Annotated in this window: 15 protein-coding genes; 5 read left to right on the top strand and 10 right to left on the bottom strand. The window is 61.0% G+C overall.

Going from position 1 to position 13,582, the window contains the following annotated elements; translation table 11 throughout:
* Window positions 1–83: 83 nt before the first annotated feature.
* Both ssuD and LPU83_RS49195 read right to left on the bottom strand, forming a co-directional pair.
* Window positions 84–1,259 (bottom strand): FMNH2-dependent alkanesulfonate monooxygenase, encoded by a 1,176-nt coding sequence (gene ssuD / locus LPU83_RS49200; protein WP_024312838.1) that lies wholly within the window; start codon window positions 1,257–1,259, stop codon window positions 84–86.
* 30 nt (window positions 1,260–1,289) lie between these two features.
* Entirely contained in the window at window positions 1,290–2,255 is a 966-nt protein-coding gene (locus LPU83_RS49195; RefSeq protein WP_024312839.1) for an aliphatic sulfonate ABC transporter substrate-binding protein, read from the bottom strand.
* A gap of 250 nt (window positions 2,256–2,505) precedes the next feature.
* Here LPU83_RS49195 and LPU83_RS49190 point away from each other — a divergent pair, with 250 nt between their 5' ends.
* Together LPU83_RS49190 and LPU83_RS49185 are read left to right on the top strand one after the other, a co-directional pair.
* Window positions 2,506–3,375, top strand: a complete 870-nt coding sequence (locus LPU83_RS49190) for an NAD(P)-dependent oxidoreductase (RefSeq protein ID WP_024312840.1) — start codon at window positions 2,506–2,508, stop codon at window positions 3,373–3,375.
* Window positions 3,372–4,073: a DNA alkylation repair protein gene (locus LPU83_RS49185; RefSeq protein ID WP_024312841.1), complete on the top strand. Its 702-nt coding sequence runs from the start codon at window positions 3,372–3,374 to the stop codon at window positions 4,071–4,073. The genes LPU83_RS49190 and LPU83_RS49185 overlap by 4 nt, the downstream gene beginning before the upstream one ends.
* Before the next feature lie 68 nt (window positions 4,074–4,141).
* Here LPU83_RS49185 and LPU83_RS49180 read toward each other — a convergent pair whose 3' ends face one another.
* Both LPU83_RS49180 and LPU83_RS49175 read right to left on the bottom strand, forming a co-directional pair.
* Complete coding sequence (locus LPU83_RS49180) at window positions 4,142–5,131, bottom strand: substrate-binding domain-containing protein (protein ID WP_024312842.1); 990 nt, start codon at window positions 5,129–5,131, stop codon at window positions 4,142–4,144.
* A 46-nt stretch (window positions 5,132–5,177) separates the two neighbouring features.
* Window positions 5,178–6,158, bottom strand: a complete 981-nt coding sequence (locus LPU83_RS49175) for an NAD-dependent epimerase/dehydratase family protein (RefSeq protein ID WP_024312843.1) — start codon at window positions 6,156–6,158, stop codon at window positions 5,178–5,180.
* Window positions 6,159–6,371: 213 nt separating this feature from the next.
* On the opposite strand from LPU83_RS49175, the gene LPU83_RS49170 reads away from it, so the two are divergent.
* On the top strand, window positions 6,372–7,115 hold the full coding sequence (locus LPU83_RS49170) for an ATP-binding cassette domain-containing protein (protein ID WP_029709864.1): 744 nt from the start codon (window positions 6,372–6,374) through the stop codon (window positions 7,113–7,115).
* Window positions 7,116–7,150: 35 nt separating this feature from the next.
* Window positions 7,151–8,149, top strand: coding sequence for an ABC transporter permease (locus LPU83_RS49165; RefSeq protein ID WP_024312845.1), 999 nt, complete (start codon window positions 7,151–7,153; stop codon window positions 8,147–8,149).
* 29 nt (window positions 8,150–8,178) lie between these two features.
* Here LPU83_RS49165 and LPU83_RS49160 read toward each other — a convergent pair whose 3' ends face one another.
* The 3 genes from LPU83_RS49160 to LPU83_RS49150 all read right to left on the bottom strand — a co-directional run bounded on the left by LPU83_RS49160 (window position 8,179) and on the right by LPU83_RS49150 (window position 9,915).
* A complete protein-coding gene (locus tag LPU83_RS49160) occupies window positions 8,179–8,667 on the bottom strand; it encodes an Lrp/AsnC family transcriptional regulator (protein ID WP_024312846.1) in 489 nt (162 codons plus the stop codon).
* A gap of 67 nt (window positions 8,668–8,734) precedes the next feature.
* Entirely contained in the window at window positions 8,735–9,385 is a 651-nt protein-coding gene (locus tag LPU83_RS49155; RefSeq protein WP_024312847.1) for a uracil-DNA glycosylase family protein, read from the bottom strand.
* Window positions 9,379–9,915, bottom strand: coding sequence for a thermonuclease family protein (locus LPU83_RS49150; RefSeq protein ID WP_024312848.1), 537 nt, complete (start codon window positions 9,913–9,915; stop codon window positions 9,379–9,381). Before LPU83_RS49150 ends, LPU83_RS49155 begins: the two co-directional genes overlap by 7 nt.
* 106 nt (window positions 9,916–10,021) lie before the next feature.
* Here LPU83_RS49150 and LPU83_RS49145 point away from each other — a divergent pair, with 106 nt between their 5' ends.
* A complete protein-coding gene (locus LPU83_RS49145; protein ID WP_024312849.1) occupies window positions 10,022–11,557 on the top strand; it encodes a sensor histidine kinase in 1,536 nt (511 codons plus the stop codon).
* A gap of 10 nt (window positions 11,558–11,567) precedes the next feature.
* Here the strand turns inward: LPU83_RS49145 and LPU83_RS49140 are convergent, their stop codons facing one another.
* The 3 genes from LPU83_RS49140 to cobT all read right to left on the bottom strand — a co-directional run bounded on the left by LPU83_RS49140 (window position 11,568) and on the right by cobT (window position 13,471).
* Window positions 11,568–11,765, bottom strand: a complete 198-nt coding sequence (locus LPU83_RS49140; protein WP_024312850.1) for a hypothetical protein — start codon at window positions 11,763–11,765, stop codon at window positions 11,568–11,570.
* A gap of 189 nt (window positions 11,766–11,954) precedes the next feature.
* Window positions 11,955–12,335 (bottom strand): diacylglycerol kinase, encoded by a 381-nt coding sequence (locus LPU83_RS49135; protein ID WP_029709865.1) that lies wholly within the window; start codon window positions 12,333–12,335, stop codon window positions 11,955–11,957.
* A gap of 119 nt (window positions 12,336–12,454) precedes the next feature.
* A complete protein-coding gene (cobT, locus tag LPU83_RS49130) occupies window positions 12,455–13,471 on the bottom strand; it encodes a nicotinate-nucleotide--dimethylbenzimidazole phosphoribosyltransferase (protein ID WP_024312852.1) in 1,017 nt (338 codons plus the stop codon).
* Window positions 13,472–13,582: the final 111 nt, after the last annotated feature.

Genomic DNA, 13,582 nt, shown 5'->3' with positions numbered 1-13,582 from the left:
GCGTACTCTATCTAGCTTCCGGACCCGGTGCGTTCCCCAATGAAAAAGCGCCGCCCGACACCGGGGCGGCGCCAATTGGCGGATCAGGAGCCGGAGACCACTTTCAGGTTTCCGCCATGGCTGCCGCCGCCGAAGACCTGATGCTTGCCGAAATCGGTCTGGAAGCCGTGTCGCTGCTCTTGGCGCGTGATCCCGAGTTCGGGGAACAGCAGCTCGGCAACGCGGTAGGCCTCCTCGAGATGCGGATAACCGGATCCGATGACGGTATCGATACCGACATCCTGATATTCGCGCAGGCGCGCGGCCACTGTCTTCGGCGAGCCGACCAGTGCCGTCCCTGCCCCGGCGCGCACTAGGCCGACACCGGCCCACAGGTTCGGCGAGACCTCCAGCTTTTCCCGGCGACCGCCGTGCAATGCCGCCATGCGCTTCTGGCCGACAGAATCGGATTCCTTGACGAAGCGCTCCTGCGCCTCGCGGATCGTCTCATCGTCGAGTTTCGAGATCAGGCGATCGGCCGCTGCCCATGCCTCCTCGTCCGTTTCGCGGACGATGAAATGCAGGCGAATGCCGAAGCTGACCTCGCGCCCCTTTTGCGCGGCAGCGGCGCGCACCTTTTGAACCTTTTCGGCAACCTGGGCCGGTGGCTCGCCCCAGGTCAGGTACTTGTCGACGCGACCGACCGAGAAATCGATGCCGGCGTCCGACGAACCACCGAAATAGAGCGGAGGACGCGGGTTCTGGACGGAGGGGAAGCCAAGGCGCGCATTTGTCGCCTTGATGTACTTGCCGTCGTAGCTCGCGGTACCTTTTTCAAGCAGCTCTTCAAAAACGGTGAAGAATTCATCGGCATGGGCATAGCGCTCGTCATGCGCGAGATGAATGCCGTCGCCTGCAAGTTCTGCCGGACTGCCGCCGACGACGATGTTGAGCAGCAGGCGCCCGTTCGAAATACGATCGAGCGTCGTCGTTAGACGCGCGTAATATGCCGGCGAGGCCGTGCCAGGACGGATTGCCACCAGGAACTGCAGCCTCTCGGTCTTGGCGGCAAGAGCTGCGGCGGTAACGAAGGATTCTTCGCAGGCCACGCCCGTCGGCAGCAATACACCAGAATAGCCCAGGCGATCGGCTGCCTGGGCAATCTGCGTGAGATAGCCGATCTCTGGAGCACGCGTCTGTTCGTTCGAGCCAAGATAGGCGCCATCCCCCGAGGTCGGGATGAACCAGAGAAAATTGATAGGATCGTGTTTGCCGGTCATGGATCTGATGCCTTCTAGTCGGAATTGAAATCAGCTTGCCTTCGCACGCCAGACGATATCGCCGGTCTTCAGCTGCTTCGGGACGATGCCGAGCTTGTAGAACTCATCTGCCAGCGCCTGCTGGTAGGCCGCAGCGGCGTCCGTAATGCCGGATACGCTGCCGAGATCGGCGCCGGCACGCGTCAGCGTCACGCGCGTTACCTCCGGCGGCACGCCGGTGATTTCGGAGAGCTCCGTGACTGTCGCTTCGAGATTGCTCTGTGCGGACCGGCCGACCTGCGCAAGTTCATCAAGCACGTCGACGATGACCTGTCCGTTCGCATCGGTGAACTCGGCATTCGCAAGGAAGAAGCTGTAGGAGTCGACAATGCCCTCGGCCGTGGTCAGAACCCGAGTTTCGGGATCGGCCTGAGCAATGGCCAGATATGGATCCCAGATCGACCATGCATCGATGCTGCCGTTCTTGAAAGCAGCGGCCGCGTCCGGCGGGCTGAGATCCAGACCCTCGATATCTTCCGGCGTCAGGCCAGCCTTGCGCAAAGCCTTGACCGTTACATTGTGGGCGCTCGAACCGCGCTTGAAAGCGACCTTCTTGCCCTTCAGGTCTTCGAGCGTCTGGATCGGCGAATCATTTCGGACAAGGATTGCCGAGCCTGCCGAACTGCCCCGATACAGTCCCACATAGTAGAGGTGTCCACCGGACGCCTGGGCGAAAAGCGGCGGCACGTCGCCCGTTGCACCGAAATCGAGCGCACCTGCGCCGAGCGCCTCCAGCAGCGGCGGACCGGAGGTGAATTCCGACCAGCTGACGGTGATGCCTCTGTCGGCAAGCCGCTTTTCCAGCGCGCCGCGCCGCTTGGCCAAAGCGAGTACCCCGTTCTTCTGCCAGCCGATGCGGAACTCGGACGCTGCCGCACGCGCGCCTTTGATTCCCGGCAACAATGCCGTGGCCGCAGCCGCGCCGAAAAGCCCCAGTGTTTGACGTCGTGAAATCACAGTTGTTCCTCCTTGGAAGTCGGCAGGTCTCACCGCTCCAATGTTTCGATACTCCAATTCTGATAAACTCTATAAACTCAATCGACATTTATATTTATTATCTTTGTGCGCTTGCGGGATTATCCGGACCAGTATTCGCTGCTTTCGGGGAAAATTTTTCCGCTGCGAGGTCACTTGCGGCCCCGGCGACTTTTCGCGCGCGGTACTTTCGGCTAATCCTCGTGCCCTGCAATCGCGAAAGGATAGGCACATGGCAAAAGTCGCATTCATCGGTCTCGGCGTGATGGGGTTTCCCATGGCGGGCCACCTCAAGGTGAAAGGCGGCCATGACGTCACGGTCTATAACCGGACCGCAGGAAAGGCCGCCGCCTGGGCGGAGAGATTCGGCGGCAAGTCAGCCCCCACGCCCGCGGAAGCCGCAAAGGATGCTGATTTCGTCTTTACCTGTGTTGGCAATGACGATGATCTCCGCGCAGTGACAATGGCGGAGAACGGCGCTCTCGAGACGATGAAGCCGGGTGCGATCCTGATCGACAATACGACCGCGAGCGCAGAAGTCGCCCGCGAGCTTTATGGCGCGGCGAAAGACAAGGGCTGTGGCTTTATCGACGCCCCCGTCTCCGGCGGGCAGGCAGGCGCCGAAAACGGCGTTCTGACCGTCATGTGCGGCGGCGATGAAGCCACGTTCGAGAAGGCGAAGCCGGTGATCGATGCTTACGCCCGCATGGTCGGCCTCATGGGACCGGCCGGCGCCGGTCAGCTGACCAAGATGATCAACCAGATCTGCATCGCCGGTCTCGTCCAGGGGCTCGCGGAAGGCATTCATTTCGGCAAGCGCGCCGGCCTCGACATCGAGAAGGTTGTCGAGGTTATCTCCAAGGGTGCCGCCGGCTCTTGGCAGATGGAGAACAGGCACAAGACGATGAACGCGGGCAAGTACGACTTCGGCTTCGCCATCGATTGGATGCGCAAGGATCTCGGTATCGTCCTCAACGAAGCGCGCCGCAACGGCGCGAAGCTGCCAGTCACCGCCCTTGTCGACCAGTTTTACGGCGACGTACAGGCCATGGGCGGCAACAGATGGGATACGTCCTCGCTGTTGGCTCGACTCGAGAAATGATCGGTCCTTCCTCCACCGCCGCGGAGCTGATTGCGCATCTGCAGGCGTTGCGCTCGGAGGAAAATATCGCAGGTATGGCCCGTTTCGGCATCGTCACCGAAACGGCGCTCGGAATCTCCAATCCAGACCTCCAAAAGATCGCCAGAGCAGCGAAGCGAAACCACGCCCGTGCCCTCGAGCTTTGGCAAAGCAACGTCCGCGAGGCGCGTCTACTCGCACTCTATACGGCCGAACCGAAGAAGCTCACACCAGATATCGCGCGAACCTGGGCCGATGATTTCGACTCGTGGGAAATAGTCGATTGCGCGGCCGATCTTTGCGTCGAGGCCCGCATCGAGGCACTAGTCCCCGAATTCGCAGCCGATGATCGGGAGTTTGTCCGGCGAACCGCCTTCGCGATGATGGCAGGCGCTGCCGTTCATTTGAAGCAAGAGCCGGACGAGACGTTGCTGGCATGGCTTCCGCTCATAGCGGCACATGCTGCCGACCCGCGCAATTTCGTGCGCAAGGCGGTGAACTGGGCGCTGAGAAACATCGGCAAACGCAACCTCCGCTGTCATGGTCGCGCGCTGGCACTTGCCGAGAGCCTTGCCGCGTCGGACGACCGGACAGCCCGCTGGATCGGCAAGGATGCAGTCCGGGAACTGACGAGCGAGAAGGTCGTCGCTAGGCTGGAGCGGACATCGGCGGCGCAGTGATCGCCGCATTCGTCCGTCAAAGAGCAGCGGGCGGACGATCTTCGCCCACCCGCTGTCCCTCCTGCCAACTATTTCTGGATGCAGGTATCGACCGTATCCTTCGTGCACTCATCGAGGCCGGTGAAAACAGGATCCTCGACCGGCTTGCCGGCGATCAGATCCATCATCACCGATGGTGCCTTGTAGCCCATCTCGAATGGCCGCTGGCCGACAAGTGCCGTCACGAGGCCTTCCTTGGCGATGGCGACTTCATCGCCGATCGTGTCGGCCGCACCGATGACGAACTCGTTCTTGCCAATCTTCTCAGCCATCGGCTTGAACAGGTCGCGATAGGGCTGCGGCGCGCCGAACAGCGGCCAGCCGCCCATGATGCCGAAGGCATCGAGGTCGGTGTTGGCGGCGAGAATATCGGTCATCGCCTGCACGCCGGTGGCGCCGTTGTCGTTCGTGAAGACCGGGCAACCGGCAACTTCCGTCCACCCGCCCTCGCCTTTCAGCTCGGCCAGGCCTTTCTGGCCGGTCAGGGTGTCACGCATCCCCTGAGCGCGGCGCAGGATATTGTCGGCGCCAGGATTGCCTTCGATCGTGCAGATCTTGCCGCCCTTCGGCTTTGCCTTCTTGATGTATTCGCCGATGCGTGCGCCCATCAGATAGTTGTCGGTGCCGAGATACGTCTTGCGCAGTGCTGAGTCTTCTGCCGCAAGGTCGGCGTCGAGCGTCATGACAGGCACTTTAGGGCTTGCCGTTCTCAGCGTCTGTGCGATCAGTTTGGCATTCGACGGTGAAATGGCGATGGCCGCCGTTTCCGCTTTGCCCAACATATCCTGAACGATTTGCGCCTCGCCGGCTTCATCGGAGGTCGATGCAGGACCAGTGTAGAAGCATTCATATTCGGAGTCCGGATTTTCCTTGTTCCATTTCTGACAACCTTGGTTGATCGCCTCGAAGAACGGGTTGTCGAGGCCCTTCACGACGATGACCAACTGTTTCTTGGCCGCCAGGGCCTGTCCGGCCGTCAGCGCCAGCACCGCGGCTGTAAGCAATAATGCCTTCCTCATAGTTACCTCCCATTGAAAATGGCGGACGCCATCGCCCGCCACATGATCAACCCGGATACCAGACGATGCGAGGATCCTCCTCCGAACGCACATACCCCCAGGCCGAGTCGATAAGCATTTCCGGATCGTAGACGGGCCGCCATCCAAGCAGGTACTTCGCCTTGCTGTTGTCCATCCAGTTCGAATGGAATTGGCTCGGTATGTCGACCGAGCCGAGCTCGCGCGTCCGCGCAAGGTGGGCCGCAACCTCACCGTAGTCGACGGGTCGGTCCATGCAAATGTTGAACAGCTGCCCTTTGGCGCGCGGATTGTCGAGCGCGGCAAGGATCGCGGAGACGAGGTCGTCGACGTGAACGAAATTGCGCTTCAAGGGCCTGCCGTCAGCATCACGCAACAGCGGAACCGCGTGCTCCCGTGCATAGCGTTCCGCGTCAGCCCGCGGCACGAGCGCCTTCCAGTCCGGCCCGCCGAAAACGTCGTCGCCGAACGACAATGTGAACTTGAAGTCGTCCTTCTCCATGATCCAGGGCGCACGCAGACAGCAGCCATTGATGCCGTACTGGATTTGGAACTGCACCAGCATCACCTCTTCCAGCACCTTCGACAGCGCATAGCAGCCGGGATAGGCCTGATGCGGCGTCGCTTCAGTGATTGGCGCTTCATGGCGATAGAAGAAGTGGCCGATCCCCGCATCGCCGCCGATGAGAATGAATTGGCGCGCAGTGGCGCTCGTTCTGAAGCCCTCGAGAAGCCAGAAAAGTCCCTTGACGGTGACGTCCATGACCTCGTCTGGCGTCTCCTTGCACGTCGCGAGATGCACGACATGCGTGACATCAGCGAGCGCATTCCTCACCGCCTCGCGATCGCTGATCGAGCCGCGCACCGCCTCGACACGCTCGGTTTCTGGGCACAAGCGATTATGACAAAGCGCGCGAATGCGCGCCTTTGAAAATCGCGGATCGTCGAGCAGCCCAACGATGAAGTGCTGCCCGACCTTGCCCGTTGCACCGGTGACAAGGATCAGCATGCTCTCCTCCAACAACAGCTAATATACAGACACTTCCGCGCGTCAACGAAATTGTACTACAAAACGAATAATTGTAGCGGGGACCGCAAATTAGCGACATCCGATTGACGGTTTCGCGTGGTTCTGGATAAATGTCGAGAGCGCTCGCGGGGACGAAACTGGCGGGCGAAATCGCGGCTCGAAACAGGGTCGCGGCTTTGGGAGGCTAGACGGCTGGTGGCAGTTCTCGAGCTCGCCAACATCTCAAAACATTTCGGCGCCATACAGGCGGTCAACGACGTTTCGTTTTCGCTCGAGGCGGGAGAGGTCGTGGGCTTGATGGGCGACAACGGCGCCGGCAAGTCGACGCTCGTGAAAATGATTGCCGGCAATTTCCGCCCAAGCCACGGAACGATGCAGCTTGATGGTCAAGACCTCATTCTGCACAAGCCGGTCGAAGCCCGGCAGCGGGGCATCGAGATCGTCCACCAGGACCTGGCGCTTTGCAACAATCTGACGGCTGCCGCCAACGTGTTCCTAGGCCGAGAAATCCGCCGCGGTTTCGGGCCCCTGCGCATTCTCGACTACAAGACGATGTACAGGCGCGCCGGCGAAATCTTCAGGGAACTGAAATCGGAGACGCGCCCGCGAGACCTGGTCAAGCAGATGTCGGGCGGTCAGCGCCAGGCGGTCGCGATCGCCCGCACCATGCTGGCGGAGGCAAAGCTCGTGCTCATGGACGAGCCCACCGCCGCCATCTCCGTGCGCCAGGTTGCCGAGGTTCTTGCCCTCATCCGCCAACTGCGCGATCGTGGCATCGCCGTCATTCTGATCAGCCACCGCATGCCTGATGTCTTCTCGGTTGCTGACCGTGTGATTGTCATGCGGCGCGGGCGCAAGGTTGCCGACAAGCAGATCGCGGCGAGTTCGCCGGAGGAAGTCACAGGGCTCATAACGGGCGCAATCGAACAAGTGTGATCCGTACCCGGTCCTAACGTAAGTGAAGGTCGACCATGGCAATAACCCTCGATCAGACGATAGCGCAGAAGCAACGCAGCTGGTTCGCATCGGTATTCGCGAGCCAGACCTTCTGGGTCCTCGTTGCCGTCGTTCTCGCCTGTATCTTCCTGTCCTTCGCGACCAGCTCCTTCGCCACGCCCGCCAACCTTTACAACATCACCCGCAACGTCACCTTCATCGCGATCATCGCGCTCGGCATGACGCTGGTCATCATCACGGGCGGCATCGACCTCTCGGTCGGTTCGGTCCTTTGCCTCTGTAGTATGGTGCTCGCGGTTACCATGCATGCCGGCTACGGCATCGGAACGGGCATTGCAGCCTCGATTGGCACAGCGCTGGTGGTCGGCGCGTTCAATGGCATCCTGATCGCCTATCTCGATTTCCCGCCCTTCGTCGTCACGCTCGGCATGTTGTCGATTGCCCGCAGCCTCGCGATGGTGGCCTCGAACAACACCGTCGTCTTCCAGTTTGGCCCGGATCACGACAAGCTGCTGGCGCTCGGCGGCGGCGCATGGCTCTTCGGCATCGCCAACCCAGTGCTATACATGGCGGTTCTGGCACTTCTGACCGGCTTTGTGCTGCGCTGGACGCGATTTGGTCGCTACGTCTTCGCCATCGGTGGAAACGAGCACGCCGCGACGCTGACTGGCGTGCCCGTCAGGAAGATCAAGGTCGCGATCTATATGATCTCGGCGTTGTCGGCCGGTGTTGCCGGCATCATCCAGACCGGCTGGCTTGGCGCCGTAACCACGAACATCGGCGCGGGCATGGAACTGCAGGTGATTGCCGCAGCCGTCATCGGCGGCGCCAATCTCGCCGGCGGCGTCGGCACCGCCTTCGGTGCCATCGTCGGCGCTGCCTTGATCGAAGTCATCCGAAACAGCCTTGGCTTGCTTGGTATCAATGCCTTCTGGCAGGGCACCTTCATCGGCGGCGCGATCGTTCTCGCGGTTCTTTTCGACCGGCTGAGAAACCTGCGGCAAAGCGAGTAGCAGAAGGCGCAGCGACCAGCGGCGTCCCCTCAGTCCTCGTTCGATTTGGCGTTGTCGAGAATCATGTAATCGAGCGGCAGCTGCGTCGAATACTTGATCTGCTCCATGGCGAAGGTGGAAGACACGTCGCGGATCTCGATCTTCGCGATCATCCGCTTGTAGAAGGCGTCATAGGCGGCAATATCTGGCACGACCACGCGCAGCAAATAGTCCACGTCGCCGCTCATGCGATAGAACTCGACCACCTCGGGAAAATCGGCAACGACTTCCGAAAAACGCCGCAGCCACTCGATCGAGTGCGTTGCTGTCCGGATCGACACGAAGACCGTGACCTTGGTGTTGACCTTTTCCGGATCAAGGATGGCGACGCGGCGCTTGATGACGCCATCCTCTTCCATCTTCTGGATGCGCCGCCAGCAGGGTGTCGTGGAAAGCCCGACCTTCTTGGCGAGATCGGCAACGGCCAAAGTCGAATCTTCCTGCAAAAGGCGCAGGATCTTGCGGTCAAGACGGTCCATACAGCAAAGCCCCTTCGAATTATTTTCTCTGTATAGCGCGATTCCGGCAGTTTAAAAGAATTTTGTTTCAGTCAGTCAGGAGTTTCACGCGTTCCCGCAGAATTGGCAGCAGCTCCGCCTCGAACCACGGATTGCGCTTGATCCAGGCCGTGTTGCGCCAACTCGGATGTGGCAGCGGCAAAATTGCCGGTGAGCGCCGATGCGACAGCGTCGCCCGCCAGGCCCGCACTGTCTCGGTCATGTTTTCGCGGCGCTTGGCGCCCATGTGCCAGGCCTGCGCATATCGGCCGACCGCCAGCAGAAGTTCAATCTGCGGCATCGCCGAAATCGTCCTGCTCTGCCAGTGTGGTGCGCATTCGCGGCGCGGCGGCAGGTCGCTACCCTTGGCGTCATAGCCGGGGAAACAGAAGCCCATCGGCACGATGGCGAAGCGATCGCGGTCGTAAAACGTCTCCCGATCGACCTGCAGCCAGTCGCGCAGGCGATCGCCGGATGCATCGTTGAACGGAATGCCGGTCTCGTGAACCCTGAGGCCAGGCGCCTGCCCCGCGATCAATATCCTCGCCTTCGACGATATCACGGCGACTGGCCGTGGCTCGTGCGGCAAACGAGCGACCGCCCCGCCAAGCGGCGCGTCACGACAGATGCGGCAGGCTGCAATCTCCTGCCGAAGAGCATCCAGCACCCACTCGTCCGGCGCGTTTTTGCCAATCACCATCCAAGCAACCCCATGATGCCACGAGCATCTGCACGCGGCGCATGGTCGCGGACGCTGCGGGGCATCTCGAACGTGCCTGCCCAGAGTCCGGCTTTCTCCACCCGCGCCCGCGCTTCCTCGTCGCCATAGGCGCCATAGGATACCGCCATGCCTCTGCGCACCATTGCAGCGTTAAGATCGACGCCGCCGGAACGACAGACGACAAGCAGACGATCGAAGCGGTCCCGCTCCGTTCCGCTGCACTGCGTATCTGCCGGCACGATAAGAACCTGCAGTGCCCGCTTCGCCTCCTGCCCGCATGCCCATGCGCTGCCTGCCCGTTCGCACCTCTGGCTGAGCTCCGGCGCATCGATGCCGTAAAGCCGCATTCGCTCCTTGCCGAGGTTCAGGCTGTCGCCGTCCGCCGCATGAAATTGGCCGGAATAAACCGTCTCGGCCCCGTCGTTCAGCTTGGCTGCAATCAGCCATAGGAATGCCAGCAGAGCCAGCGCCGTCACGCCGTCGCGCATCACCCGCAAACCGCGTGTCACGCTTTCGCCTCCTTCAAAAACAAATCCTTGGCAAAGATGCCTAACATCATCTTAAGAATTGCGGTCTAGGGTGTAGACACCCGCGGATCAAGTTTCAACGTGCACAATGAGTACAGGCGTTAGCACATCGGCCGATAAGAACATCGTCGACAAGTCACGCAGTCACCGGAACAAGCCTGTGTCGAAGGCTGTTCGACTGACGCGGGAACGCCTCCAGTCGAGCCACGCAGCAAGCGGCGCATTCGATCGCGACGTCCTCGTGATGTACATCAATGCTGTCCTCCAGGGCGCGTCGATCGTACCGCTCTTCGTCATCATTATTGCCGCTCTCGGCGTCTACTTCACCGAAAACACGCAGATCTTTCTGTGGGCGCTGCTCACGCTGACGGCCCATGCCGCAAACGTGTTCCTCGCGCGACGCGCCCGCGGTCAGGAGATCAACGCGACAACCGCGCGCAAATGGCGCCGCGTTCTCTTGCTTGGGCAATTCATGGTTGGCTGCTGCTGGGCGGTGTTCGCCCTGCAGGACTGCACCGCATGCGAGCCCTCTAGCTTCCTGCTCTACAAAGGTGCCACGCTGCTCATTGCGCTCTCCGTCACGGCAATGTCGAACTTCATGCTGACGCCGTCGGTCCTGATAACCTTTGCACCTGTCGTTCTCGGACTGGTTGCCAAGGCCGGGCTCTCCCGCGAAATCCTCGAGATCAGCCTGACGGCCATCTTCACCACGACGGTGATCCTTTTCAACTACATCAGCGACCGGCTCTTCCAGTCCAACCTGAAGATCCTCGCATATCAGGCCGAGAAGGACGATCTGATCGCCGAGCTGGAAGTCGCAAAATCTATGTCGGATGAAGCCCGTCGTCGGGCGGAGGAAGCGAACCTGGCAAAGTCCCGCTTCCTCGCCTCCATGTCACATGAATTGCGCACACCGCTTAACGCCATCCTGGGCTTCTCGGAGGTCATGTCTGCCGAGGTGATGGGGCCGCTCAACAACCCCACCTACAAGGAATACACCAACGACATCCACCGCTCTGGCGAGCATCTGCTGAACCTTATCAACGAGATCCTCGACCTGTCGCGCATCGAGGCTGGCAAATACGAGCTCAGCGAGGACGCAATCTCGCTGCTGAACATATCAGAAGATTGCATCGGCATGGTGCAACTGCGCGCCCGCGGCAAGAACATCACCATCTCGCAGCAGTTCGAGGCCGAATTGCCTGCCGTCTGGGCAGACGAGAAAGCGCTGCGCCAGGTCATCCTCAACCTGCTTTCGAACGCCGTGAAGTTCACGCCACAAGCCGGCGAAATCCACGTGAAGGTCGGCTGGACGGCAGGCGGCGGCCAGTACATCTCCATCAAGGACAACGGTCCCGGAATTCCGGAAGAAGAGATCCCTGTAGTCCTGTCGGCTTTCGGCCAGGGGTCGATCGCGATCAAGAGCGCAGAACAGGGCACCGGCCTCGGTCTGCCGATTGTTCAGGCGATCCTCGCCAAGCACGACGGCCAGTTCATCCTCAAGTCGAAGCTGCGCGAAGGCACCGAAGTTATAGCGATCCTGCCCGCCAAGCGCGTGCTGCAGACCGTCCCGGCAGTCGAGGATACGCCGGTGGTTTCCCGCAAGCGTCGGAGCTTTGCGTAGCCGTCCTAAATTAGTCGATGATCCGCTTCAAATCAGGGTCGTCTTTTAAGTCCTGCAGGTCATTGTCGATGCCGGTCGGATCGGTCAGGTTCTTGAGAGCTCGTTTGGCGGTCTCGCTGAGTTCTACGGCGCCTTGCGCGCAGCATGCAAGACAGCGTCTCGCGATGCCGTCTCGGGCATCCAGCCTGTCGGTCAGCGACAGTCTCAACGCGTCATTGCGAGCCTGCTCTACCAGACCAACGGATCTATCAAGGCAGTCGAACTGGGCAAGAAACTCGCGGCCACGCCCGCGGCGAAGCTACCGCGCTAGTGGTTTCTGATGGCTGCCGCCTACGGCCAAAAGCATCACTATTTGCCGAGCGATGCATCCGCCGAGGAGCGCACCTTGCGGGCGCCGTCATCCGAACAGCAGATGCTTCCCGATCGTGAACACCAGGAACACGCCGCATGCGACGATCATGCAGACGACGGCGAAAGATCCGAGATCCTTGGCGTGCTTTCCCACCATCGAGATCTCGGGCGAAATCCTGTCGATGACTTCCTCGATCGCCGTGTTCAGCGCCTCGACAGCGAAGAGTGCGAGAAACAACACAGTGGCGATCATCAGCTCGGCGAGTGCCGCACCGACAGCGATCAGCAGGATCAGCGAAACCGCGAAGAACAACAGTTCCTGCCGGAACGCAGCCTCCTTGATCAGCCGCCGGAAACCGCCGATCGAATAGCCGGCTGCTGCAAGGAAGTGGCTGATGCCAGTGAGTTTTGTCACGGCAGGTTTCATCAAGTGCCCTCGTTGTCCATCAATGGCGGCCGTTGCCGCCACCAGTCAGAAATTGCGAATACCGGTTCACGACCCCCGCGGCAAGAACTCTGTCATCAACCTGTCACAAACCCGAAAGCTCAGTGCTTGTTGCTGACGCCGGCCTGCGAGAACGTTGCCATGCCGGAATGGCAGGCCGCCGCTGCCTTGACGATCCCGGCCGCCAGCGCTGCTCCCGTCCCCTCGCCGAGCCGCATGCCGAGCGCCAGAAGCGGCGTCTTGCCGAGCATCTCGACGGCCCGCAGATGACCCGGTTCGCCGGAGACGTGACCGATCAGGCAGTGGTCGAGCGCTGAAGGATTGGCGGCCTTCAGGATGGCGGCGGCCGCCGTTGCGACATAACCGTCGATCAATACCGGGATCCGCTCGACTCGCGCGGCAAGGATGGCTCCAGCCATCGCCGCGATTTCGCGGCCGCCGAGGCGGCGCATGATCTCCAGCGGATCGTCCAGGTGATCGCTGTGCAGCGCGACCGCCTTTTCGACAGCAGCAATCTTGCGCTCCAGCATCTCGCCTTCCGAGCCGGTTCCCGGACCGACCCAGTCGCGCGCGTTGCCGCCGTAAAGCGCATAGTTGATCGCCGCTGCGATCGTGGTGTTGCCGATTCCCATCTCGCCGATGCAGAGAAGATCGGTGCCGCCTGCGATCGCTTCCATGCCGAATGCCATGGTCGCCGCGCAATCGCGCTCCGACAACGCGGGCTCCTCGGTGATATCGCCGGTCGGGTAGTCGAGAGCGAGATCGAATACCTTCAGGCCGAGATCATAGGCCACGCAGATCTGGTTGATGGCCGCGCCGCCGGCCGCGAAATTCTCGACCATCTGCTGCGTCACGGCCGACGGAAACGGCGTGATGCCCTGCCTAGTAACGCCGTGGTTGCCGGCGAAGATCGCCACCAACGGCCGGTTCACCGCCGGTGCCTTGCCCGTCCAAGCGGCAAGCCAGAACGCAATTTCCTCGAGCCGGCCGAGCGCGCCGGGCGGCTTCGTCAGCTGCGCATCGCGTTCGCGTGCGGCTGCGAGTGCCCTGGCATCCGGCCCCGGCAGATCGCGCAGAAGTGCCCGGAAATCATCGAATGGCAGGCCTGAGACGCTCATGAATTCGGTTTCCTTGTCTTGGTCGATAACTTGTCTTTTCGCTGCAAATCAGCTTCTTTCGTCGCCACTCTCTTAAAGGCAGCCGCGGAGGCGAACAACTCCAAAAGCGCT

It is taken from the genome of Rhizobium favelukesii (assembly GCF_000577275.2).
Taxonomy (GTDB): domain Bacteria; phylum Pseudomonadota; class Alphaproteobacteria; order Rhizobiales; family Rhizobiaceae; genus Rhizobium; species Rhizobium favelukesii.
Note: the sequence above shows the minus strand (reverse complement) of the source record. Positions and strands in the feature narration are given on the sequence as shown.

What these genes read in the sequence shown, in the direction of transcription:
- LPU83_RS49180 (WP_024312842.1), bottom strand. Translation starts at nt 5,131, where the DNA reads ATGAGGAAGGCATTATTGCTTACAGCCGCGGTGCTGGCGCTGACGGCC.
- LPU83_RS49155 (WP_024312847.1), bottom strand. Translation starts at nt 9,385, where the DNA reads ATGGTGATTGGCAAAAACGCGCCGGACGAGTGGGTGCTGGATGCTCTT.
- LPU83_RS49185 (WP_024312841.1), top strand. Translation starts at nt 3,372, where the DNA reads ATGATCGGTCCTTCCTCCACCGCCGCGGAGCTGATTGCGCATCTGCAG.
- LPU83_RS49165 (WP_024312845.1), top strand. Translation starts at nt 7,151, where the DNA reads ATGGCAATAACCCTCGATCAGACGATAGCGCAGAAGCAACGCAGCTGG.
- ssuD (WP_024312838.1), bottom strand. Translation starts at nt 1,259, where the DNA reads ATGACCGGCAAACACGATCCTATCAATTTTCTCTGGTTCATCCCGACC.
- LPU83_RS49160 (WP_024312846.1), bottom strand. Translation starts at nt 8,667, where the DNA reads ATGGACCGTCTTGACCGCAAGATCCTGCGCCTTTTGCAGGAAGATTCG.
- cobT (WP_024312852.1), bottom strand. Translation starts at nt 13,471, where the DNA reads ATGAGCGTCTCAGGCCTGCCATTCGATGATTTCCGGGCACTTCTGCGC.
- LPU83_RS49175 (WP_024312843.1), bottom strand. Translation starts at nt 6,158, where the DNA reads ATGCTGATCCTTGTCACCGGTGCAACGGGCAAGGTCGGGCAGCACTTC.
- LPU83_RS49145 (WP_024312849.1), top strand. Translation starts at nt 10,022, where the DNA reads ATGAGTACAGGCGTTAGCACATCGGCCGATAAGAACATCGTCGACAAG.
- LPU83_RS49135 (WP_029709865.1), bottom strand. Translation starts at nt 12,335, where the DNA reads ATGAAACCTGCCGTGACAAAACTCACTGGCATCAGCCACTTCCTTGCA.
- LPU83_RS49190 (WP_024312840.1), top strand. Translation starts at nt 2,506, where the DNA reads ATGGCAAAAGTCGCATTCATCGGTCTCGGCGTGATGGGGTTTCCCATG.